23 protein-coding genes are annotated in these 22,254 nt (G+C 71.8%); 9 read left to right on the top strand and 14 right to left on the bottom strand.

All coding sequences use genetic code 11. The features are described from left to right. The first annotated feature begins 99 nt into the window (after positions 1-99). The gene (locus DEJ00_RS10140; protein ID WP_111057257.1) at positions 100-579 is read left to right on the top strand and encodes a MarR family winged helix-turn-helix transcriptional regulator; all 480 of its coding nucleotides are present in this window, start codon (positions 100-102) and stop codon (positions 577-579) included. Here the strand turns inward: DEJ00_RS10140 and DEJ00_RS10145 are convergent. From DEJ00_RS10145 to DEJ00_RS10160, 4 genes are read right to left on the bottom strand one after another with little or no spacing between them, the layout of a single operon-like run. Beyond that, on the bottom strand, positions 576-1,283 hold the full coding sequence (locus DEJ00_RS10145; RefSeq protein ID WP_111057258.1) for a zf-HC2 domain-containing protein: 708 nt from the start codon (positions 1,281-1,283) through the stop codon (positions 576-578). The two genes, DEJ00_RS10140 and DEJ00_RS10145, sit on opposite strands and share 4 nt — an antisense overlap. Then, a complete protein-coding gene (locus tag DEJ00_RS10150; RefSeq protein ID WP_071245305.1) occupies positions 1,280-1,795 on the bottom strand; it encodes a sigma-70 family RNA polymerase sigma factor in 516 nt (171 codons plus the stop codon). Before DEJ00_RS10150 ends, DEJ00_RS10145 begins: the two co-directional genes overlap by 4 nt. After that, positions 1,792-2,481 carry a YceI family protein gene (locus tag DEJ00_RS10155; protein ID WP_111057259.1) on the bottom strand — a complete coding sequence of 230 codons (690 nt, stop codon included), beginning with the start codon at positions 2,479-2,481 and terminating at the stop codon, positions 1,792-1,794. The genes DEJ00_RS10150 and DEJ00_RS10155 overlap by 4 nt, the downstream gene beginning before the upstream one ends. Before the next feature lie 42 nt (positions 2,482-2,523). Continuing rightward, the gene (locus DEJ00_RS10160) at positions 2,524-3,588 is read right to left on the bottom strand and encodes a TerC family protein (RefSeq protein WP_111057260.1); all 1,065 of its coding nucleotides are present in this window, start codon (positions 3,586-3,588) and stop codon (positions 2,524-2,526) included. A 163-nt stretch (positions 3,589-3,751) separates the two neighbouring features. Here DEJ00_RS10160 and DEJ00_RS10165 point away from each other — a divergent pair, with 163 nt between their 5' ends. Then, positions 3,752-4,423, top strand: coding sequence for an HAD family hydrolase (locus DEJ00_RS10165; RefSeq protein WP_111057261.1), 672 nt, complete (start codon positions 3,752-3,754; stop codon positions 4,421-4,423). Here the strand turns inward: DEJ00_RS10165 and DEJ00_RS10170 are convergent. Both DEJ00_RS10170 and DEJ00_RS10175 read right to left on the bottom strand, forming a co-directional pair. Next, positions 4,412-4,939 carry an AAA family ATPase gene (locus DEJ00_RS10170; protein ID WP_111057262.1) on the bottom strand — a complete coding sequence of 176 codons (528 nt, stop codon included), beginning with the start codon at positions 4,937-4,939 and terminating at the stop codon, positions 4,412-4,414. The genes DEJ00_RS10165 and DEJ00_RS10170 overlap by 12 nt on opposite strands. 91 nt (positions 4,940-5,030) lie before the next feature. Continuing rightward, a complete protein-coding gene (locus DEJ00_RS10175; RefSeq protein ID WP_111057263.1) occupies positions 5,031-6,395 on the bottom strand; it encodes a hypothetical protein in 1,365 nt (454 codons plus the stop codon). A 99-nt stretch (positions 6,396-6,494) separates the two neighbouring features. On the opposite strand from DEJ00_RS10175, the gene DEJ00_RS10180 reads away from it, so the two are divergent. Then, complete coding sequence (locus DEJ00_RS10180; protein WP_111057264.1) at positions 6,495-7,352, top strand: NAD-dependent epimerase/dehydratase family protein; 858 nt, start codon at positions 6,495-6,497, stop codon at positions 7,350-7,352. Between the two features lie 68 nt (positions 7,353-7,420). Here the strand turns inward: DEJ00_RS10180 and DEJ00_RS10185 are convergent, their stop codons facing one another. Both DEJ00_RS10185 and DEJ00_RS10190 read right to left on the bottom strand, forming a co-directional pair. Then, entirely contained in the window at positions 7,421-8,908 is a 1,488-nt protein-coding gene (locus DEJ00_RS10185) for a sugar porter family MFS transporter (protein WP_111057362.1), read from the bottom strand. An 89-nt stretch (positions 8,909-8,997) separates the two neighbouring features. After that, the gene (locus DEJ00_RS10190) at positions 8,998-9,963 is read right to left on the bottom strand and encodes a DNA-3-methyladenine glycosylase (RefSeq protein ID WP_111057265.1); all 966 of its coding nucleotides are present in this window, start codon (positions 9,961-9,963) and stop codon (positions 8,998-9,000) included. Between the two features lie 75 nt (positions 9,964-10,038). Between DEJ00_RS10190 and DEJ00_RS10195 the strand changes: the two genes are divergently transcribed. From DEJ00_RS10195 to DEJ00_RS10220, 6 genes are all read left to right on the top strand, one after another. Next, a complete protein-coding gene (locus tag DEJ00_RS10195) occupies positions 10,039-11,067 on the top strand; it encodes a 6-phosphofructokinase (protein ID WP_111028748.1) in 1,029 nt (342 codons plus the stop codon). A 170-nt stretch (positions 11,068-11,237) separates the two neighbouring features. Continuing rightward, positions 11,238-12,215, top strand: a complete 978-nt coding sequence (locus DEJ00_RS10200; RefSeq protein WP_111057266.1) for an MDR family oxidoreductase — start codon at positions 11,238-11,240, stop codon at positions 12,213-12,215. Between the two features lie 92 nt (positions 12,216-12,307). Further along, a complete protein-coding gene (locus DEJ00_RS10205) occupies positions 12,308-12,976 on the top strand; it encodes a GntR family transcriptional regulator (protein ID WP_111057267.1) in 669 nt (222 codons plus the stop codon). A gap of 3 nt (positions 12,977-12,979) precedes the next feature. Beyond that, positions 12,980-14,302 (top strand): hypothetical protein, encoded by a 1,323-nt coding sequence (locus DEJ00_RS10210; protein WP_111057268.1) that lies wholly within the window; start codon positions 12,980-12,982, stop codon positions 14,300-14,302. After that, the gene (locus DEJ00_RS10215; protein WP_111057269.1) at positions 14,299-15,096 is read left to right on the top strand and encodes an ABC transporter ATP-binding protein; all 798 of its coding nucleotides are present in this window, start codon (positions 14,299-14,301) and stop codon (positions 15,094-15,096) included. The genes DEJ00_RS10210 and DEJ00_RS10215 overlap by 4 nt, the downstream gene beginning before the upstream one ends. 99 nt (positions 15,097-15,195) lie before the next feature. Then, the gene (locus DEJ00_RS10220; RefSeq protein WP_111057270.1) at positions 15,196-15,879 is read left to right on the top strand and encodes a hypothetical protein; all 684 of its coding nucleotides are present in this window, start codon (positions 15,196-15,198) and stop codon (positions 15,877-15,879) included. Between the two features lie 48 nt (positions 15,880-15,927). Here the strand turns inward: DEJ00_RS10220 and hemL are convergent, their stop codons facing one another. The 6 genes from hemL to hemQ form a co-directional block, all read right to left on the bottom strand. Then, positions 15,928-17,259 carry a glutamate-1-semialdehyde 2,1-aminomutase gene (gene hemL / locus DEJ00_RS10225; protein WP_027467030.1) on the bottom strand — a complete coding sequence of 444 codons (1,332 nt, stop codon included), beginning with the start codon at positions 17,257-17,259 and terminating at the stop codon, positions 15,928-15,930. Beyond that, positions 17,256-18,311 carry a porphobilinogen synthase gene (gene hemB / locus DEJ00_RS10230; RefSeq protein ID WP_258373626.1) on the bottom strand — a complete coding sequence of 352 codons (1,056 nt, stop codon included), beginning with the start codon at positions 18,309-18,311 and terminating at the stop codon, positions 17,256-17,258. The genes hemL and hemB overlap by 4 nt, the downstream gene beginning before the upstream one ends. Beyond that, on the bottom strand, positions 18,308-19,063 hold the full coding sequence (locus DEJ00_RS10235) for a uroporphyrinogen-III synthase (protein ID WP_111057272.1): 756 nt from the start codon (positions 19,061-19,063) through the stop codon (positions 18,308-18,310). Before DEJ00_RS10235 ends, hemB begins: the two co-directional genes overlap by 4 nt. Before the next feature lie 144 nt (positions 19,064-19,207). Continuing rightward, positions 19,208-20,260 carry a hydroxymethylbilane synthase gene (hemC, locus tag DEJ00_RS10240; RefSeq protein ID WP_258373627.1) on the bottom strand — a complete coding sequence of 351 codons (1,053 nt, stop codon included), beginning with the start codon at positions 20,258-20,260 and terminating at the stop codon, positions 19,208-19,210. Beyond that, positions 20,257-21,489, bottom strand: coding sequence for a ferrochelatase (locus DEJ00_RS10245; protein WP_027467028.1), 1,233 nt, complete (start codon positions 21,487-21,489; stop codon positions 20,257-20,259). The genes hemC and DEJ00_RS10245 overlap by 4 nt, the downstream gene beginning before the upstream one ends. Then, positions 21,486-22,253: a hydrogen peroxide-dependent heme synthase gene (gene hemQ, locus DEJ00_RS10250; protein WP_181440148.1), complete on the bottom strand. Its 768-nt coding sequence runs from the start codon at positions 22,251-22,253 to the stop codon at positions 21,486-21,488. Before hemQ ends, DEJ00_RS10245 begins: the two co-directional genes overlap by 4 nt. Position 22,254 lies beyond the last annotated feature (1 nt).

Here is a 22,254-nt window from a genome sequence, read left to right on the forward strand (position 1 = left end):
GACCTCGGAGCACGCCGTACGTCGACCAGGAGTCATCCGAGCGGATGAAAGGGGTCGCTGGGCGGACCGACCGTCCGCCCGGTGGATACGCTGGTCGGCATGTCGACGGAGGGCAACGGTGGCCACGACTGGGCCACCTGGGACGCGTACCACGACGTCTGGCGACGACTCGACCGGGCGCTCGACCGGGCCGTCCAGGCGGGTGCCGGCATCTCCGTCCCCGAGTTCGAGATCCTGATCGGCCTGCACCGCGACCCCGACCACCGTCTGCGCGTCCGGGACATCGCCGCGGGCATCGGCTGGGAGAAGTCGCGCGTCAGCCACCAGGTCACGCGGATGGTCTCCCGCGGCCTGGTAGAGCGGGCGGACTGCCCGAGCGACGCCCGCGGCAGCTGGGTGGTGATGACCGCGGACGGCCGTCGCGCGGTGCTCGCCGGCATCCGCGCGCACACCGGTGCGCTCGAGGACCTGTTCTGGAGGCCCGTGGGGACCGACGCCGAGACGCTGCGGTCCGTCAGTGCGCGCGTCCAGGAGGCCATCGGCCCCGACGACGCCTCGGACGAGGCCGACGTCGGCTAGAGCGTGACGACGGCGAGCGCGCCGCGCTCACCGCGCAGCCGGACCTGCACGCTCTTGATGTCGTCCCGCGGGATGTCCGTCGACGCCGACAACCCTCGTGCGTCCGCGCCGGCAGCCGTCCACGACCCCACGGTCTGCGTCGTGCCGTCCGTCCGGACGACGACGAGGTCGTAGAGGATCGACCCGTCCGGCGACCACTCCTTGCCGCCGTACGAGCACCCCCAGTCGAAGCGGGTGCCCCACTGTTCGCCGCTGATGGCGAGCTGGACGTCGAGTCCCTGCACGCCGGTCATGTCGTAGCGGTCGGCGGTGGCAGCTGCCGTCGGAGCGGCACCGGCCTGCACCGTGGTGCGCTCCCCCGCGGCACCGACCGCGAGCCCGCCCAGGATGGCGGCGACCACCGCGAGCCCCGCGGTGGCGGCGACCCAGACCCGGCGACGGCGGCGACGGTGTCGGACGCGGTGCGCGACGGAGGCGAGGTCGCTCTCGGAACGGGTGTCGGGCCTCCCGTCCGGTTCTGCGATCTCGATCGCCTGGTCGGCCGGCAGCTTGCCGAGCAGCCCCGGCAGACCGACCAGCTCGGCGACGGCGGCCGCACAGCGGTCGCACGTCTCGAGGTGCCGCTCGTACTCCAGGCGTTCACCGGCCGGGAGCGACCCCAGGACGTACGCCGCATCCCACTCCGCGTACTTGTCGTCGCTCATCGGGTCACTCCTCGTTCCTGCAGTGCGAGCCGGAGGGCTCGCAGCCCGTAGTGCAACCGCGACTTGGCGGTGCCCTCCGGGATGTCGTGTCGCCGTGCGATCTCCGGCACCGTGTGCCCGAGCCAGTACGCGTCCACCACCACGCGGCGGTGGTCCGGGGTCAGCGACGCGAGTGCGTCGGCGACCACGATCCGGTCCAGCACGGCGTCCGTGCTGTCCGACTCGATCCGTTCGACCTGGTGCTCGGTGCCGTGCTCACGCCGGTTGCGGGCCGACCGCGCGTCGTCGACCACCAGGTTGCGCGCGACCGTGAACAGCCACGCCCGCGCGCTGTCGGGTGCCCGTTCGAGCACGGCCGGACGCTGCCAGGCGCGGACCATCGTCTCCTGCACGACGTCCTCGACCGTCGAGCCGTCCCGTGTGAGGTGCCGGACGTACCGCGTGAGCGCGTCACCGTGCTCGCGGTACAGCGTCGCGAGCAGCTCGTCCGCGGAACGACTCGTCACGGTCACTTCCCGAGGTCGAGGGAGAACTCGACGGAGCCCTTCCCGTCCACGGTGACGAAGCCGAGCGACGGGGCCTTGACGCCGTAGTCGGCGAAGGTGATCGGCACGGTGCCGGCGACCTGGACGGTCCCGCCCTTGCCGACCGCGACCTGCGCGTCGGCCGTGACCGGCTTCTCGACGCCGTGCAGGTCCATCGTGCCGGTCAGGGTGACGTCCTGCGTGGAGCCGTCGAGCGCCTTCGTGACGTCGACGGGCTTCGTCAGCTCGAACGTGGCAGTGGGGTACTTGTCGGTCTGCAGCGCGGTGGAGCGGAAGTACTCGTCGCGGGCCGCTTCGGGGGTGCTGATCTTGCCGACCTGGACGGTGACGGTCGCCTTGGTGAGGGAGCCGCCGTCGACCACGGCGGTGCCCTTGACGTCCTTCGTGCGTCCGACCACGTTCACATCATTCCCCTGCAGGACCTCGTGCACCCGGTACCCGGCGTACGAGCTGCTCTTGCTGGTCCAGGTGCCGTCGGCGTCCTTCGCGTCGAGGGTGCCGGACGAGGACGCCGACAGCGAGGGTGCTGCGGCGGCCTGGCCGTTGACGGTGTTCGCGTAGATGACGGGGCCGGCGATGACGGCTGCTGCCGCCACGACGACGACGCCGGCGGAGATCCCGATGATGACCTTGGTGCGTTTGCGGAGTGCCATACCCAGACGACGAGACGGCAGGGCGGATCGTTCAAACGGGTTTCAGTCGGAGGTGCGGGCGCGGTCCTGGTCGGCGCGGTCCTGGTCGGCGCGGTCGTCGTCCGCCGCTGTGTCGTCCGCGGTCGCGGCGTCGGCGGCCGGGGTCTCGCCGCGCATCCGGACGAGGCTCGCCAGCGTCGACACGGCCATCGCGGCGACGATCACCAGCAGGGACACCCACGTGTTGATCTCCGGCGCCCACTCGATGTGGTGGCCGCCGTTCAGGAACGGCAGCTCGTTGTCGTGCAGCGCGTGCAGGACGAGCTTCACGCCGATGAAGGCCAGGATCACGGCGATGCCGTACTTCAGGTAGACCAGACGCTCGAGCAGTCCGCCCAGCAGGAAGTAGAGCTGGCGCAGGCCCATCAGCGCGAAGACGTTCGCGGTGAAGACGATGAAGGGGCTCTCGGTGATGCCGAAGATCGCCGGGATCGAGTCGAGCGCGAACAGCAGGTCGGTGGTGCCGATCGCGATGAGCACGATGAGCAGCGGCGTGAAGTGCCGGACACCGTCGTGGTGGGTGCGGAACTTCATGCCGTCGTACGTGTCGGTGAGGCGGACCCGACGGCGGAGCAGCCGGACGATGAAGGTGTCCTTCTGCTCGTCCTCGTCCTCGCCGCGGAGCTGCTGGATCGCCGTCCAGATCAGCCAGGCGCCGAAGATGTAGAAGATCCACGAGAAGTTCTCGATGAGCTGCGCGCCGACCAGGATGAAGATCCCGCGGAGGACGAGCGCGATGATGATGCCGAGCAGCAGCACCTCCTGCTGGATCTTCTTCGGCACCGAGAAGCGCGCCATGATGATGACGAACACGAACAGGTTGTCGATGCTCAGGCTGTACTCGGTGAGCCAGCCCGCCAGGAACTGCCCGGCGGAGTCGCCACCGGCGAAGACCAGCATGAGCACCGCGAAGATCAGTGCGAGCCCGACGTAGATGCCCACCCAGATGCCGGATTCGCGCAGCGTCGGCACGTGCGGGCGACGCGCGACGATGAGCAGGTCGGCGAGCAGGATCGCGACCAGGGCGATCATCGAGCCGACTTCGAACACGACGGGGAGCTCGGGCATGCGGAGCCTTCCTTGCTGGTGGTGGGGCGGGCGGCTTCGTGAGCGACCCGCACCAGTCTCCGGCATGATCCGGGCGGTGGCGAACCCCGGGGCTGCGTGCGGAGGACAGAGCCGTGCAGCTCCCGGCCGTTCCCGCTGGTCGAACGGGCCGTAGCCTGGGCGCGTGCCGACTCCGCGAGCGATCTGCTTCGATCTGGACGGGACGCTGTTCGACCACCGCGGGTCCGCTCGCGTGGGCGTGACCCGGTTCCTCCAGGGTTTGGGCGTCGAGGTCACGGAGGCAGCGATCGGCACCTGGTTCACCGCTGAGGACGAGCAGTTCGAGCGCTGGCGGTCCGGGGCGATCAGCTTCCGGGAACAGCGACGCGCCCGGCTCCGCACGGTCCTGCCGCACCTGGGCATCGAGGCGCCTGGCGACGAGGCCGGCCTGGACGCCGTGTTCGACGACTACCTGCGCGCGTACCGCGAGGCCTGGCGGCTGTTCCCCGAGAGCTTCGCGCTGTTGCACGAGTTGCGCGACCTCGGACACCGCCTCGGTCTCTTGACGAACGGCACGGAGACCCAGCAGCTCGACAAGCTCGCTCGGACCGGCCTGGCCGACGCGTTCGACGTCGTCTGCATCTCGGAACGCATCGGGTTCCAGAAGCCGGACGTCCGCGCCTTCCACGCCCTGGCAGCACAGCTCGACGTCGACCCGGCGGACTGTCTCTTCGTGGGTGACGACCCCGAGCGCGACGTGACCGGTGCCCGGGCAGCCGGGATGCGGGCGGTGCTGGTCGACCACACGCAGCCGGAGGCCCCTGGTCTCCGGGCGCTCGTGCTGTCAGCGCTCTGACGTCACCGCGTCCGCGACGGCCCGTGCGACCTCGGTGGCGGGGGCCTCGGTCGCGTCGATGACCTCGGCCTCGGCGTGCAGCCAGCCGCGCGCCGCCTCGGCGTAGGCGTCGACGTACGCGAACCGGAACGTCGACGGCCCCACGATCTGGTCGTTCTGGATCCGGTCGCGGAGCGTCGGCCCGTCGACGTGCAGCACGAAGTGCCGGATCGGGATCCCGTGGTCCGCGAGCCCCGCGGCGATCTCACGCCAGTACGCCTCGAACAGGACCGTCATCGGCATGATGAGCGGCCCGCCCACGTAGTCGTGCACCCGGCGAGCGGTCTCGACCACGAGCGGCCGCCACGGATCCCAGTGCTGGAAGTTGTCGCTGGCCGGCAGCCCCGGCGTGACGTCCGTCAGCACCTCGCCGACCTTCTCGGCATCGAGGATCCGCGAGCCGGGCAGCAGCGGCTGGAGCAGTCGGCTCGTCGTGGTCTTGCCCGCCCCGTGGGTTCCGTTCAACCAGACGATCACACCAGGACCCTAGACGCCGACCACCCCGATGGGCGGTCGGCGGCTGGTCGGGCGGTCAGTCAGCGGTTCGGCCCACCGACGGGTCGGCCGGTCAGCGACCGCTGAGGTCGTACGGGGCCACCGTCGAGTCGACCGTCGTCAGGTACCCACCCCCGGCGAGCGCCGTGGGCAGCGTGATGGTGCGGAGCACGGAGGGCTTCGTGCCGGTGGTGTCGATCTGGGTGATCTCCCCCTCGTCGCCCCGCGTCACGAACACACTGCGGCCGTCGTCGGTCGCCGCGGTGAACCGCACCGAGGCCCCGGCGGCCGGCTGTCCGGCGACGGGGCCCTTGCGCAGCGGCGTGAGCGGGACCGAGGTCGTCCGGCCGGAGTAGACGCCGTCGGCCTGCTTCCGCACCAGGACGAGCGAGTCCCCGTTGGCCGACGTCAGCGCGACGGCGGCGAACCGGGCGGTGACGGCGACACGGGTGAAGGACCCGGTGCCGAGGTCGACGCTGCGGATCCTGCTCGAGGACGTCGACGAGGTGGTCAGGTAGGCGGGGACGGCGTTCCACGGGGTGCCCGCAGCCGCGCTGCCGGCCTGGGTGCCGACCACGGTCGTCCCGTCCGGCGCCATACGGGGGCGGTAGCTCTGCACGCTCGGCTTCGGGTACGCGACGGACCGGGAGCCCGTGAAGCCGGTCCGCGTCACCCGGACGGTCTGCACGCCGGCGGCCAGGTCGGAGCCGATCACGGTCCCGGTGGCGTTGACGATCGGGCCGTGCGGGTAGGCACCGAGGGGCGTGGTCGCGACGGGGCGCGGGTGCGTCGCGCCGCGCATGATCGCGGACACGGAGTAGGCGTCGAGGCGTCCGCCCGCGGTGACGACCAGGCGCAGGGGGCTGCCGACCAGGAACGTCTCGACCTCTTCGGTGCCGCGCTTGCCGGTCGTGGCGAGCTGCACCGCCGAAGTGTCGATCCGGGCGGTGCGCTCCACCTTCCGTTGCAGGTCGATGACCGTGACCCGCTGCCGCTCGGAGCCGTCGAAGTCGGAGCCGACCGCCAGGTGCCGGCGCGCGGTGTCGGTCGACAACCAGCCGGCACGCTCCCAGCGCTTGTCGGCGTTGGGGATCGCGTAGTGCTGCGCGATCCGAGCCGTACCGTGCGGGCCGATGGCGAGGACGTCGAGCTGCGGCTTCGACTCGTCCATGAACGCGATCCGCCCGTGGCCGAGCTGGACGGAGCCCGCGTGGGTACCGAACTCGATCCCGCTCAGGGTGGCGGTCGGCCTGCCCGTGACGGCGTCGTTGACGTACACGCGCTTCGCCGTCGGGTCAGCCGTGACGAGCCAGCTGTGGTGGGCGGTCCGGGTCACGGCGGGTGCGGCCGAGGCGGGGACGGCGATCGCGGTGCCGACGAGCGGGACGAGCCCGGCCAGGACGAGCGCGGGGAGGAGACGCAGGGATCGAGGGGACATGGAACTCCTGTCGAGAAGACCGGACGGTGATCGTCCAGTTGAGAACCATTATCACCAAGCTCCCCGCCTTCCACCATGAGACCGTGCCAAGGTCGAGCCGTGCAGAACTCCACGACAGTCGTCATCGCCGGATGCGGCGACCTCGGGACCGAAGCCGGCCTGCGCTTCGCCGACCTGGGCCACCACGTGATCGGACTCCGCCGCCGCGCCGAGCTGATCCCCGCGCCGATCACCGGCCGGAGCGTCGACCTTCGACACGAGGTCCCCGAGATCCCGGCCGACACGAGCGTCGTCGTCGTGGCCTTCGCCGCTGGCAGCCGCGACGTCGACGAGTACCGCGCCACCTACGTCGACGGGCTGCGCAACGTGCTCGACGGCATCGACGCCTCGGACGCCGACCCCCGGGTGCTCGTCGTGTCCTCGACCGCCGTGTACGACGTCTCGGACGGCAGCGAAGTCACCGAGGAAACTCCGGCGCGCGGTGCGACCCCGACCGCCGAGGTCCTGGTCGAGGCCGAGGTCCTGCTGCGCGAGCGCGCTCCCGGCGCCGTGCTGGTCCGGCTGTCGGGCGTCTACGGTCCGGGCCGCGAGCGGCTCATCGACCAGGTCCGATCCGGTGCCGCACTGCTGGCGCCGGGGGCCTCACCGCACACGAACCGCATCCACCGCGACGACGCCGCAGCAGCGCTCGTGCACCTGGCGGCCCTGCCGGATCCGGCACCGCTCTACCTGGGCACCGACGACGAGCCGAGCCGGCTGGACGACGTGCTGCGGTTCCTGGCCGAGGAACTCCACGTCGCCGAGCCGTCGACGGGCGACGGTGACGCGCGGCAGGCCGGCGGCGACAAGCGCCTGTCGAACGCGCTGCTCCGGTCGACGGGATGGACACCGCGGTACCCGACGTTCCGTGAGGGCTACCGCGCCGTGCTGGCGGGTGCGGGTACCCGCCACCCGTGACGCGCACGGGAGCCGCCACCTGACGGCCGGGAGGCCCGTGGCGGACGCGGCCACGGGCCTCCAGCCCGTCAGGCGGTCCGGTCCACCGCGTGACGCTCGCGTCCACCTCGGTGCGGCAGGAACGTCTCGTCCCGCAGGGACTGCTCGATCTGCTCCAGGGACTTGCCCTTCGTCTCCGGCACCCGCAGGAACACCAGGACCCACCCGAGCACGTTGAGCGCGGCGTAGACGAGCATCGTGCCGCCCAGGCTGATCCAGCCGGTCAGCGTCAGCGCGGTCGAGGTCACCAGCAGGTTGGCGCCCCAGAGCACCATCGCGTGCAGGCTCGTCGCGGCGGCCCGGATCCGCAGCGGGTACATCTCGGAACCGACGAGCCACCCGACGACCTGGATGCCGCCGGCCTGGAAGAACATGAACGCCAGGATCAGCACGAGCGTGAGCACCGGTGAGGGCTTGCCGTCCTGGACGTAGAAGAGCACTCCGAACAGGCCGATGCTCACGGCGGCACCCGGCAGCATCACGAGGGTCAGCCGTCGACGCCCGATCCGGTCCACCAACCGCGACCCGACGAACGTCATCACGAGGTAGACGACGCCCACACCGACGTTCGCCCACAGGGAGTAGACGTGCGGGAACCCGGCGTCGGTGAGGATCGTCGGCGTGTAGTAGATCATCATCTCGAGGCCGGTCAGCTGCGTGAACGCGGCGACGATGAGCCCCGCGATCAGGGCCGGCCGGACCCACGGCTTGCGCAGCTGGGCCCACTGCCCGGAACCGGCGCTCGGTTCGGCCTCGTCGAGCTTGCGGATGTCGTCGAGCTCGTCCTCGGCGGCATCGTGGTCCGGGCGCAGCCAGCGCAGCACCCGTCGAGCCGGACCGATGCGGTCCTGCGACACGAACCAGCGCGGGCTCTCGGGCAGGCGGAGCATCCCGAGCAGCAGCACGATGGCGGGGGCGGCGGCGACCCCGATCATGAAGCGCCAGGACACGACGCCGTTCAGGGCCACCCCGACGATGGCGGCGGACAGGATGCCGACGCCGATCGCGCAGTTGAACACCGTGACCAGGCTGCCGCGGCGCGGGCCCGGGGCGATCTCGGCGATGTAGGTCGGGATCGTCTGGGTCGAACCACCCACCGCCAGACCGAGGAACAGCCGGCTGAGGATCAGGAACACCGGACTCGGCGACACCGCGGCGAAGAGCACGCCCAGGCCGAAGACGCCCGCGATGAGCAGGATGGTGCGCCGCCGGCCGATCTTCGCCGAGATCGGACCGGTGACGAGTGCGCCGAGGATCGCGCCGACCAGGATCGACGCCGTGATGAACTCCTTGACGGCGGAACCGATCGAGAACTCCTTGCCGATCTCGATGAGCGTGCCGGAGATGACACCGGTGTCGTAGCCGTAGAGCAGTCCGCCGAGTGCGGCGACGAACGCGACCCGGGTGACGTGCCGCTTCGTGACGCGAGCCGTCTCGGCCGACCCGGTGTCCTCGGGGATCTCCGGGGGGACGCCGGGGACCTTGTCGTGCTCGTCCTCGTCGGTGGTGGTCGTCATCGCGTCCTCTCCGTGCCGGGCGCGCCCCGGACCGGCGGTCACGGTAGGCGGACCAGCACGTACGGACGTTGAGGAAGCGTCGCTCGCGCTCAGTGCCCCCGGTGGTCCTGGATCGTGATCCGCGGCCCGAACGACGGCTTCCGGAACCCGGAGCCGCCGATCAACCGCACAACCCGCTCCCGGTGCCCGCGCCAGGGTTCGAGCAGCTCGAGCATCCCGTCGTCGTCCACGGGGGCACCGGTCAGTGCCCACCCGACGAGCGCCGGCACGTGGAAGTCCCCCACGCTCGGCGAGTCCGGGTCACCGTGGGAGCGCTGGGCGGTCTCGGCGGCGGTCCACCGACCGACCCCGGGGATCGACTGCAGCTTCGTGGACACGACCTCGCCGCCGCGGCCATGCACCAGGGTCCGTTCGAGTGCCGGCGCGAGCTTCACGGCGCGCATCACGGTGGCCGAGCGCCCCGGTTCGATGCCCGCCCGGTGCCACTCCCAGCTCGGGATCCGCGCCCACGTCGGAGCGTCCGGCGGCACCATCATGCCCGCGGGTGCCGGACCGGGCGCCGGGGTGCCGTGCCGACGGAGCAGGTACCGCCACGCGCCCCACGCCTGGCGTGAGGTCACCTTCTGCTCCATGATCGCCGGCACGAGCATCGCGACCACGGTGTTCGTGCGGAGCAACCGGAGCCCGGGCTGCCGGTGTCGTGCCGCGGCGAGGAACTCGTTGCCGGAGACGTCGAACGACGACCAGTCGTCGCCGCGTCCGAGCAGATCGGGGGCGTGCTCGACCGCCCACGGGGCTCCGCTGCCCCACGCCGACACCGCGATGGTGTCGCCGGCCCGCCGGATCGCCACGGAAGCGGGACCGGAGGGCGTGCGCAGCGCGAGCCACACGACGCCGCCGACCACCTGGAAGGCCGGGTCGCCGGAGCCGCGCTGCAGGGGCCGCAGGGTCGACGCGACGTCCACCGCGCCTCCAGGCCGGTACACCGTGTCGACGCGAGACGCGTCACCGGACGCACCAGCGGCGTCGACGGTGGCGGAAGCGAGCAGGGACACACGGGGATGGTAATGCGGAACCACCGTCAGTCATGATGGGCACTGATCCCCACCACCCGACGACGGAAGTTCACCATGCGCATCGGCATCCTCACCTCCGGAGGCGACTGCCCCGGCCTGAACGCGGTCATCCGCGCGATCGTCCTGAAGGGCATCGCCATCTACGGACACGACTTCGTCGGCTTCCGCGACGGGTGGCGCGGGGTGGTCGACGGCGACATCGTTCCGCTCGGCCGCAAGGACATCCAGGGCATCGCGAAGCAGGGCGGCACGATCCTCGGCACCAGCCGCACGAACCCGTTCGAGGGCCCCAACGGCGGGTTCGAGAACATCTCCGCGACCCTGCAGCGGCATGGCATCGACGCGATCGTCGCGATCGGCGGCGAGGGCACCCTGGCCGCCGCGAAGCGCCTGACCGACGCCGGCCTGAAGATCGTGGGCGTGCCGAAGACGGTCGACAACGACCTGGGCGCGACCGACTACACCTTTGGCTTCGACACCGCCGTCGCCATCGCGACCGAGGCCATGGACCGCCTGCGCACCACCGGTGAGTCGCACTCGCGCTGCATGGTCGCCGAGGTCATGGGCCGGCACGTGGGCTGGATCGCGCTGCACTCCGGCATGGCCGCGGGCGCGCACGCGATCCTCATCCCCGAGCAGAAGACGAGCATGGAACAGATCGCGAAGTGGGTGCGGGCCGCCTACGACCGCGGTCGCGCACCGCTCGTGGTGGTGGCCGAGGGCTTCGTCCCCGACCACGAGGACACGGCGCACACGGAGCGCGGGCTCGACGCCTTCGGGCGCCCGAGACTCGGTGGCATCGGCGAGCGCCTCGCGCCGCTCATCGAGGAGATGACGGGCATCGAGACGCGGGCCACGACCCTGGGGCACATCCAGCGCGGTGGCACGCCGACCGCGTACGACCGGGTGCTGTCGACCCGGCTCGGGCTGGCGGCGATCGACTCGGTCGTCGAGGAGCGCTGGGGCCGGATGGTGGCGCTCCGGGGTACCGAGATCGAGCACGTCTCGTTCGAGGAGGCGCTCGGCGAGCTCAAGACCGTGCCGCAGGCGCGGTTCGACGAGGCCGCCATCATGTTCGGCTGAGTGGGCGGGGCTGGGGTCGGGGCGGGGCTGGGCGGTTTCGGGCGTACCGGGTTGAATCGGGCGTACCTGGTCGGTTCTTCTGACCCGGTACGCCCGAATCCACCAGGCATCGCACGCGTCCTGGGAAAGAACGGGCAGGCCGCCGGGAGGCCCGGGGTAGCGTCCGGCGCATGACCCGCGCCGTCCTCGTGTCCAGTACAGCCCCGCCCACCGTCACCGACGTCGACCTGCCGGATCCGGCCGAGGGCGAGGCCCTCGTCGACGTCACGTACTCGAGCGTCAACTACAAGGACGGCCTGGCGCTCGCGCGGAACCCCGGCGTCGCCCGGCTCGACCCACTCGTGCCGGGGATCGACGTCGTCGGCACGGTGTCGGGGCTCGGGCCGGGCGTGCACGAGGTCGCGATCGGTGACCGCGTGGTGTTGAACGGCGCTGGCCTGGGTGAGACCCGGCACGGGGGCTGGGCAACGCACGCCGTGGTGCCGTCCGGGTCGCTCGTCGTGCTGCCCGAGGCGATCGACGACTCGTTCGCGGCGGCCATCGGCACCGCGGGGTTCACGGCGATGCTCAGTGTGCTGGCGCTCGAGCGCTTCGTCGCACCGGACGACGGGCCGCTGCTGGTGACCGGGGCGTCCGGCGGGGTCGGCACCGTGGCGATCGCACTGCTGGCGGCCCGCGGGTACCAGGTCACGGCGTCGACCGGTCGCGCGGCCAACACGGACTCCCTCCGCCGGCTCGGGGCGACCGAGGTGGTCGACCGCGGCACCCTGTCCGAGCCGGGCAAGCCGATGCAGCGCGCCACCTGGGCCGGAGCGGTGGACAGCGTCGGCGGGGCCACGCTGGCGAACGTCCTGGCCTCGACCCGGTGGGGCGGTGCGGTGACGGCGTGCGGGCTGGCGCAGGACTCCGCGCTGCCGTCGACCGTGCTGCCGTTCATCCTGCGGTCGGTCTCGCTGCTCGGGATCAACTCCGTCGATGCCCCGCTCGAGCTCCGACGTCGAGCGTGGGACCGGCTCGCGACCGACCTCGACGCGGCGCTCCTGGCCGACGTCACCCGCACGGTCACGCCCGAGCAGGCCATCGCGGTGGGGGCCGAGGTCGTCGCAGGCCGGGTGCACGGCCGGACGGTCGTCGCCGTGGCGGGCTGATCCGGAAAGCTTCTCCAGCGGTTGATTTAGCAAACGTTTGCATATTGGCACGCTAGGATTTCGAGTGTCGATTTCGTCCTCGAGGAGATGACATGCCGGTCCCCAAGTCCACCGTGGAGAGTTCTCCCCGGAAGCTCCTGCGCGACGTCGTCTACGACAAGATGCTCGCGGCCCTGCGCGACGGCACCCTGCAGCACGGCGAGCGCCTGAACGACGACGAGCTGGTCCAGTGGCTGGGTGTGAGTCGCACCCCGATCCGCGAGGCGATCGCGAAGCTCGTCGACATCGGCCTGGTCGAGATGGAGGCGAACCGGTACACGCGCGTCGCCACCCCGACCTTCGAGGACTGGGTCATCGCGACCCGTGCGACCGCCGGGTTCTTCGAGCTCAGCCTGCGCTGGGGCGTCCCCGATTACAGCGACGAGGACGTCGAAGCCCTCACCGACCTGCTCGACAAGGCCGACCGCATGCGCAAGGTGCGGGACTACGGCTTCAGCGGTGCCCTCAACGAGATCATCGAGTTCGCCGTCGAGCACTCCGGCAACCCCCTGGTGCAGAACGCGGCCGTCGGCGCCATGGAGCGGGTCCGCTTCACGCTCAACCCCACGCCGGCGTTCGAGCAGTACGGGTCCGAGGCGTTCTTCTCGATCCTGCGTGAAGCGCTCACCGAGCGCGACGGCGAAGGCGCTGCCGAGGCCGGACGAGCCCTCACCCGCAACTTCGAACAGCACATCGAGGCGGTCCGCGCCGACCGCGGCTGACCCATGGTCGTCGGCGAGTGGGGTGACGCCGACCCTTGGGCGGCCGTGCACGACGACGCCTACGCGTCCCTGCTCGCCCACGTCCGGACCGGCCCCCACGGACCGGTGTCGGTCGACCTCGACGCACTGAGCTGGGAGTGGGGTTCTTCGCTCGGTGACGTCCGATCGGCGGCGGCACGGCTCGAGGACCTCGGCATCCTGGTCCACCAGCCGAACGGTACGTGGCAGTACGAGGAGCTCTCGGACGCCGACCTTTCCGACGCCCTGGACTTCTGGGTCTCGCTCCTCGGTCCGGCACTCCGTGCCACGATCCCGGCGCTCACCCCCGAACTGCGCGCCGAGCTCGATCGCCGGGTCGCGCGAGCCCGCACCACCGCTGCCCTCCGGTTGCCGGAGTACCCGACGGCGTTCTCCGCCGCCTGCCAGTTCTGGTTCGAGCACTCCCCGAACACCCTGGTGCGCAGCCTGGGTCTGCGTGCGTTCGAGCGGATGCGGTGGGCACGCGTCCCCACCCAGCTCTGGTCGGTCCACGACGTACACGCCTGGTTCGTGACCACCGGCCGCGCCGTGGACACCGGCGACCCGGGCGTCACGACCACCGCTGCAGAGGTCATCGACGGGCTGTTCGAGGTCCACCGGCGGAACGTCGGGGTCCCGCGGACGAGCCGCCCGGCGGACGACACCACCGAACACCGCGTCGGCCCGGTCGACCGCGCCCTGCTCCGACACGTCCGCTCCGGCGCGTTGGCGACCGGGTCCAGGCACACGCTCGAGGACCTCGTGACACGGACCGGTGCTCCACCCGAGCAGGTCCTCGACGGGATGCGCTGGCTGCACGACCTCGGGCTCGTCGAGGACGACGGCGGCCGGTACCGCGTCGTGGAACCGTCGCTCGCGACCTGGCGCGACACGATGGAACTGCTCACCGGCGTCTTCACGCACGGTGCCGTCCACGTCCTGCCCGGCCTGCAGGGACCCGCGCTCGAGGAGTTCCGCGCGGTCGTCGAACGGGCGCGGGCGGACGGCCAGGTGCGCGACCACCGGTACACCGAGAGCGCCTTCGCCGTCACCCGGTTCCTGGCCGAGCAGTCCGGCAACCGCTGGACACGGCAGGCACTCCGCCTCGCGATGGCACGGCTCACCTACGCGCTGCCCGAGGCCCCGGCGTTCCGGCAGTGGGACGCAGAAGCGCTCTGGCTGGCGCTCGACGCGGCGGCCGGCAGCGGAGACGTCGGTGCCGCCTGGGCAGTGGCCCGCCGGTTCGTCGACGTCGCGCGGGCGCACGTGGACGACGTCACGGCGCGGTGGGGCACGATGGGGTCATGACCGACGCGCACGACGACGTCCTGATCCACGCCACCGGGGTCCGCGTCACGCGCTCCGGCCGCGACCTGCTGCACGACGTCGACCTGACCGTCCGGCGCGGGGAGCACTGGGCGCTGCTCGGACCGAACGGTGCCGGCAAATCCACGCTGCTCGCCGTCCTCGGCGCGACCGGACACCCCACCGCCGGCACGGTCGAGGTCCTGGGCCGCCGCCTCGGACGCGTCGACGTCCGCGAACTCCGGGAGCACATCGGCCACGTCGACCCCCGGCACCGGATGCTCTCGCCGCTCACGGTGCTCGAGACGGTGCTCACCGGGCTGACCGGCACGACGGACCTCATGATGCGGTGGGGACCCTCGGCCGAGCAGGTCGCGCTGGCCGAGCAGCACATCGCCGACGTCGGACTCAGCGCACGACGGGACGCCCGCTGGCCGGTGCTGTCGCAGGGTGAGCGGGGACGCGCCCTCATCGCCCGTGCCCTGATGTCCGAACCCCAGCTGCTGCTGCTCGACGAGCCGGCGACCGGCCTCGACGTCGCCGCACGGGAGCACCTGCTCGAGACCGTCGACGCGCTGCGGCACCGGCACCCCGAGCTGGGCAGCGTCATGGTGACGCACCACCTGGAGGACCTGCCGGCCTCGACGTCGCACGCGATGCTGCTCCGCGACGGCGCCGTCGTGGCCCAGGGCACCTCGGACGAGGTCATCACGTCGTCGGCGGTGTCGCACGCGTTCGACTTCCCGCTCGCGATCCTGCGGTCGGAAGGGCGCTGGGCGGCACGCCGATCCGCCTGACGCGTGCTTGAATGGCCGTTCAGTGTCCGCGGCCCGTGTCGGGGAGTGACCCGGCACCGCACCACGGTGTCACGCCGCGGACCGTCACCAGGGGGAACCATGACGAACACGCCGCCGCCCTACCCGGGGTCCGAGCCACAGCCGAACGACGGGCAGCCGAACACGGGCCAGCCGACCGGCCAGCAGTACCCGCAGCAGCCCGCCGGACAGCCCCAGCCGCAGCCCGTCGGCCAGCCGTACGCGCAGCAGCAGCAGCCGCCCGCCGGCCAGCCGTACGCGCAGCAGCAGCAGCAGCCGCCCGCCGGCCAGCCGTACCAGGCCCCGGCCGGAGCCGCTCCCTACGCACCCCCGCCCAAGTCGTCGTCCCGCGGCAAGCGCGTCCTGATCTCGGTGCTCGGCGTCGTCGTCGCCGTGGTGGTGGCGTTCCTCGTCCGCCAGGGCCTCAACGCGGCCTTCAGCGACTCCACGGAGGAAAAGGTCTCGAAGGCCGTCGAGCAGATCCGCGAGCAGAGCGACCTGCCCAAGCAGGTCGACTCCGTCACGACGTGGACCGGGATCGAGGCCGAGGGCGCCGCGATCCACTACGACTACACGGTGTCGTCGAACGTCGACCCGGCCTCGATCACCGAGGGGGCCATCCGCGACGCCGTCGGGCCGAACCTCTGCTCGAACAGCGAGACGAAGAAGCTGCTCGACGAGGACGTCGACATGCGGTACACCTACAAGTTCGAGGGCTCGTCGAAGACCGTCGACACGACCTTCACGAAGGCCGACTGCTCCTGAGCCCCGACGCCCGTCACGCGGTCGCGGCGGCAGCAGCCTCCGTGCCCGTCACGCGGTCGCGGCGGCAGCAGCCCTCGCGGCCGCGGGCAGGGCGTCGAGGATCCGTCCGACCGCGCGGTCGTCGTGTGCGGCCGTGACGAACCACGCCTCGAAGACGCTCGGCGGCAGGGTCACCCCGGCGTCGAGCATCGCGTGGAAGAACGGCGCGTAGCGGAACACGTCCTGCGCCCGCACGTCGTCGTAGTTCCGCGGCGCCTGCTCGGTGAACGCGAACGAGAACAGGTTGCCGGCGCGCTGCACGGTGTGGGCGACACCCTCGGCCGACAGGGCGTCCGAAGTGGCCGCGGAGATGACCGCAGCCGTGCGGTTGAGCGACTCGTACACGGAGGGCGTCGCGGCCCGCAGCGTGGCGATGCCGGCGGCGACGGCCAACGGGTTCCCCGACAGGGTTCCCGCCTGGTAGACGGGCCCGAGCGGGGCGAGGAAGTCCATGACCTCACGCCGACCGCCGAGTGCGGCGAGGGGCATGCCGCCGCCGATGACCTTGCCGAACGTGATGAGGTCGGGCTTCCACCCGGCACCGTCCGGCACGACCTTCGACGCTTCGAGGCCCCACCAGCCGGCCGCACCGACGCGGAACCCGGTCAGGACCTCGTCGACGATGAGCAGCGCCCCGTGCGACCGGGTGATCTGCGCCAGGGCACGGTTGAAGCCGCGCTCGGGTGCCAGGACGCCCATGTTCGCGGCGGCGGACTCGACGATGACGGCGGCGATGCGCTCGGAGTGCTCGTCGAAGGCGCGGCGGACGGCGTCGAGGTCGTTGTACGGCAGCACGAGGGTCTGCGCCGCGGTCTCGGCGGTGATGCCCGCACTGCCCGGCATGGCCAAGGTCGCGACGCCGGAGCCGGCCTCGGCCAGCAGGGAGTCCGAGTGCCCGTGGTAGTGCCCGGCGAACTTCACGAGCAGGTCGCGACCGGTGTAGCCGCGGGCCAGCCGGATCGCGGTCATCGTGGCCTCGGTGCCGGTCGACACCATGCGGAGCTTCTCGATGGGGCCGTCGCCGTCCACCGACACCCGCTGCTTCACCAGTTCGGCAAGCTCGGTCTCACCGGGGGTCGACGCCCCGAACGACAGTCCGCGCGCGGCGGCCTGCTGCACGGCCTCGACCGTGCCGGGGTGGGCGTGCCCGAGGATCGCGGGGCCCCACGACGCGACGAGGTCGACGTACTCGCGGCCCTCGGCGTCGGTGACGTAGGCGCCCTTCGCGGACACCAGGAACCGCGGGGTGCCGCCGACCGACCCGTAGGCGCGGACCGGGGAGTTCACACCGCCCGGGATCGCGTTCTTGGCACGGCCGAACAGCTGGTCGTTCGTGGTCATTCGGGGGCCTTCCCGGTCGAGGCGATGCCGGCGACGTCCGCGGTGCTGCCCGAGGTGCGGAGGCCCGCTTCCTCGTTGAGCTTCCGCGCGATGTCGACGGCGAAGTAGGTCAGGATCGCGTCGGCACCGGCGCGCTTGATGCCGACGAGCGACTCCATCGCGGCGGCGTCGCGGTCGATCCACCCGTTCTGCGCTGCTGCGGTGATCATCGCGTACTCGCCGGAGATCTGGTACGCCCAGACCGGGACCGGCGAGGTGGCCGCGGTCTCGGCGAGCACGTCGAGGTAGCTCATCGCGGGCTTCACCATCACGATGTCGGCGCCCTCGTCGACGTCGAGCTCGACCTCGCGGAGCCCCTGTCGACCGTTCGCGGCGTCGATCTGGTACGTGCGGCGGTCGCCGACGAGCGACGACGACACGGCCTCGCGGAAGGGCCCGTAGAACGCCGAGGCGTACTTGGCGGCGTAGGCGAGCAGCGCGGTGCCGCTGTGTCCGGCGCCGTCGAGGGCGTCACGTGCGGCGGCGATCTGGCCGTCCATCATGCCGCTCATGCAGACGAGCTCGGCACCGGCCTCGGCCTGCGCGACCGCCATGTCGCGGTAGCGCAGCAGGGTGGCGTCGTTGTCCACGGAGCCGTCGGCTGCCAGCACACCGCAGTGTCCGTGGTCGGTGAACTCGTCGAGGCACAGGTCGGACTGCACCACGAGGGCATCCCCCACCTCTTCCTTGGCCACCCGGATGGCCACGTTGAGGATGCCGTCCGGGTCGGTCGCGCCGGAGCCGGTGGCGTCCTTCTTGGTCGGCACGCCGAACAGGTTCACACCACCCACACCGACCGACGCGGCGTCGACCAGCGCGCGGCGGAACGAGTCGAGGGAGTGCTGCTGCACCCCCGGCATGCTCGAGATGTCCACGGCGTCGGTCGCGCCTTCGCGGATGAACATCGGCAGCACGAGCTCGGCCGGGTGGAGCCGGGTCTCGGCCACGAGTCGTCGCATCGCGGGGGTGGCGCGGAGCCGACGGGGGCGGACCTGGGGGAAGCGTCCAGTCACGGGTGACCTTCCTGGTGGGGGGTGGTTGGGTTCAGTGCCTCGACGACGGCGTCGAGCAGGGCTTCTGCGGACCTGGTGCGTCCGACCGCGTGCACGGGCAGTCCGGCCGCACGGGCGTCGGTCGCGGTCCCGGGGCCGATGCAGGCCACGATGGTGCGGGGGTCGAGCGGGGTCATCCGGCGGGCGATCTCGCGGGCGACGCTGCCGCTCGTCACGAGCACCGCAGCGGGCGTCGTCTCGAGGGTGATCGGCTCGTCGCCGGTCCCCACGGTACGGTACGCGACCACGTCGTCCACATCGATGCCGCGGGCACGGAGGCCGTCGACGAGTGTGGGTGCGGCGATCTCGGAGCGGGGGAACAGCACGGTGCCGTCGGTGTCCGGCAACTCCTGCACGAGGCCGGCTGCGGACGTCTCGGTCGGCACCAGGTCGACGACCCAGCCCGCAGCGCGCGCGGCACGGGCGGTCGGCTCGCCGACCGCAGCGACGCGCACCCCGGCCGGGAGGCCCTCCACGCGTTCCGACAGGACCGTCACCGCCGTCGCACTGGTCACCACCACCCATGCGTAACCAGCCACAGGGGTTCGTTCACCGACCGGCGCGGGCGATCCGGGCCTCTCCCCACCGGCACGGCCGGACCACCGCTGGCGCGTCGGTCCGGAACCGGCGTCGTGGGCCCAGACCGCACCGGAGGCGACCAGGCGGCGGACCGCAGCGTCGAGCGCGGAGGGGTCGGACGGCGGAGCGTCCATGATGAGGGGGACGACGACGGGCGCGAGCCCTCGGGCCCGCGCCGCTTCGGCGACCCGGTCCCCCCACGCACCGCCACGCGGGACGAGGACGACCGGCGGTCGCGCCTCGTCCGTCGCGGTGGTGGAGGGTTCCGTGGTGACCGCCTACTCGGCCGGCGTCGCGAGGCCGGGACCCGCGGTGTACGGCCCGTCCGTGGTGTCCTCGGCGACGGTGGTCGCCAGGTCGGCGAGGTCGGCAGCGCCGTTCTCGAGCAGCTCGGTCGCCACGCGGCCGCCGACCGCGAGCGCCTCGTCGAGACGCTCCTGCGCCGACCCGTCGAGCACGGCCGCGTGCGACGCGGTGCGGTACTCGGTGCCGTCGGGGCGGTAGACGGTCGCGGACACGAGCAGCAGTTCGGCGTCCACGACGGCCGTCGCACCGATCGGGGCGGAGCAGCCGGCCTCGAGCTTGGCGAGGACCTCGCGCTCGGCCGTCACCGTCAGGCGGGTGGGGGCGTGCTCGATCTTGCGGAGTGCGGCGAGCAGCCCATGGTGGGTCTCGTCCGAGCGGATCTCCACCGCGAGCGCGCCCTGTCCGGGAGCACTGGGCCAGAAGCCGAGGTCGAGCAGTTCCGTGGCGGCCGACAGGCGGTCGATGCGCCCGAGGCCGGCGGCGGCGAGCACCACGGCGTCGAGGTCGTCGTCCACCCGGCCGAGGCGGGTGTCGATGTTTCCGCGGATGTCGACCACGTCGAGGTCGGGGCGCTGCGCACGGAGCTGCGCGGCACGACGGGGCGAACCCGTGCCGACCTTCGCGCCCTCGGGCAGGGTGTCGACGGTGGCGCCGTTCCGGGCGACGAGGACGTCACGGGCGTCCGCACGCTTCGGCACGGCACCGATCGTCAGGCCCGGGTACGGCGCGGTCGGCAGGTCCTTGAGCGAGTGCACGAGCACGTCGACCTCGCCCGCGACGAGCGCTTCACGCAGGGCGCTGGCGAAGACACCGGTGCCGCCGAGCGACGCCAGGGAGGCACGGTTCGTGTCGCCCTCGCTCGTGACGGTGACGAGTTCGACGGGGCGACCGGCCGCCTTCGCCAGGCGGTCGGCGACGTCCTGCGACTGCGCGACCGCGAGCCGGCTGGCACGGGTGCCGAGCCGGATCGGGGTCGGGCCGTCGGGCCCGGTGGCGCTGGGGTCGTTCACGGTCGTGTCGGTCACGGAGCGACGCCCGCGGCGGCGGGCTTGAACCCCGCTCGCACGTTCTCGCAGCACCCCGGACGGCACACGTCGTACCAGGGGCCGATGTCGGTCATGTGCGGGCGCTCGGCCTTGGGCGTGCCGTTGACCCGCTCGAGCACCAGGTCGACGAGACCGGACACGTATGCCGGGTCGATGCCGGGGGTCTGCGTGCGGAGCGACCAGAAGCCGAGCTCACCGGCGGTCTCGGTGGCTTCCTCGTCCAGGTCCCACATGACCTCCATGTGGTCGCTGACGAAGCCGAGCGGGACGATCAGCACGGCACGGGTCGGGCCGCCCTTGAGGTCCTCGTTCATGTAGTCGTTGATGTCGGGCTCGAGCCACGGCTGCGTCGGGGGACCGGAGCGCGACTGGTAGACGAGCTTCCAGGCGGGCTTCGACGTGCCCTGCAGGTGCGCGTGCTCGGGCTGCTCGAGGAGCTCGGCCCAGGCCTGGTCGAGGACGACCTCGCCGACGGCCAGGTGCTGCGCCTCGTACGCGCCGTGCTCGTCGAACCCGCGGTAGTCGGGGCCCGAGCGGGCGGCGTCGGTCGAGGGGATGGAGTGCGTCGAGAAGAGCACCTGCAGCTCGGTCGCGACGTCGAGGCCCTCGTTCTCGGCGATCGCGCGGGCCATGCCGTCGCGGACGCCGTCGATGAACGGGCGGACGAAGCCCGGGTGGTCGAAGAACTGGCGGATCTTGTCGATCTGGATGGTGTCGATCAGACCGGTCTCGTTGAGCACGCGAGCGTAGTCCTCGCGGTACTGCCGGCAGCTCGAGAACGACGAGTACGCGCTCGTGGCGATGGCGACGAGCTTCGTGTAGCCCTTGTCCGCCGCCTCGGTGAAGGCTTCTTCGAGGTAGGGCTCCCAGTTGCGGTTGCCCCAGAGGACCGGCATGTCGATGCCGCGCGACGCCAGCTCGGCCTCGAGCGCGGCCTTGAGCGCACGGTTCTGCGCGTTGATCGGGCTCACGCCGCCGAAGTGGCGGTAGTGGTGCGCCACCTCTTCGAGACGCTCGTCCGGGATCCCACGGCCGCGGGTGACGTTGCGCAGGAAGGGGATGACGTCGTCCTGGCCCTCGGGGCCACCGAAGCCGGCGAGCAGGATCGCGTCGTAGGCGGTCGGGGTCTCGACGTGCTCGGGACCGGACGCCGCCGCGGGGGTGGCGGCGAGGACCTGGCCGTTCGTGATCATGCTGGTGTCGGTCATGACAGCACCTCCGGGAGTTCGGCGGTCGTCACGCGACGACCCGTGAAGAAGGGGACCTCTTCGCGCACGTGCATGCGCGCTTCGGTGTAGCGGAGATCGCGCATCAGGTCGACCAGGTCGACGAGGTCCGGGCTCTCGAGCGGCAGGATCCACTCGTAGTCGCTCAGGGCGAAGGTCGCGATGGTGTTCGTGAGCACGCGGCGGTACTTCGCGCCGGCGATGCCGTGGTCGCGGAGCATCTTCGAGCGCTCCTCTTCCGGCAGCAGGTACCACTCGTAGGAGCGGACGAACGGGTACACCGTGATCCACGCCTCGGGGTCCTTGCCGCGCAGGAACGCGGGGGTGTGCCGCTTGTTGAACTCGGCCTCGCGGTGCATGGCCATCACGTGCCACACCGGCTCGGCGTCCTGGAACAGGCCGGTGCGACGGATCTCGCGCAGCACGGCCTGGATGGCCTGCGCGTCGTCGCCGTGCAGCCAGACCATGACGTCGGCGTCGGCACGGAAGGCCGAGACGTCGTAGAAGCCACGGATCGTGACCCCGCGCTCGGCGGCGCTGGCGATCACGGTGTCGAGTTCGGCCACACCGTCGTCGCCGACGCGGTGGACCGGACCGAGGGGCCGGCGGAACACTGCCCAGAGGGCGTAGGCCGTCAGCAGGTTCGGGTCGATCCCGGAGTCCGGGTGACCGGTCTCGGCGGGTTCCGTGTGGGGGTGGTCGTGCGCGGGCACGGGCCCGGTGTTCGTGGGCGCGTCGGAGCTCATG

Source organism: Curtobacterium sp. MCLR17_039, assembly GCF_003234745.1.
In the GTDB taxonomy this organism is placed as follows: domain Bacteria; phylum Actinomycetota; class Actinomycetes; order Actinomycetales; family Microbacteriaceae; genus Curtobacterium; species Curtobacterium flaccumfaciens.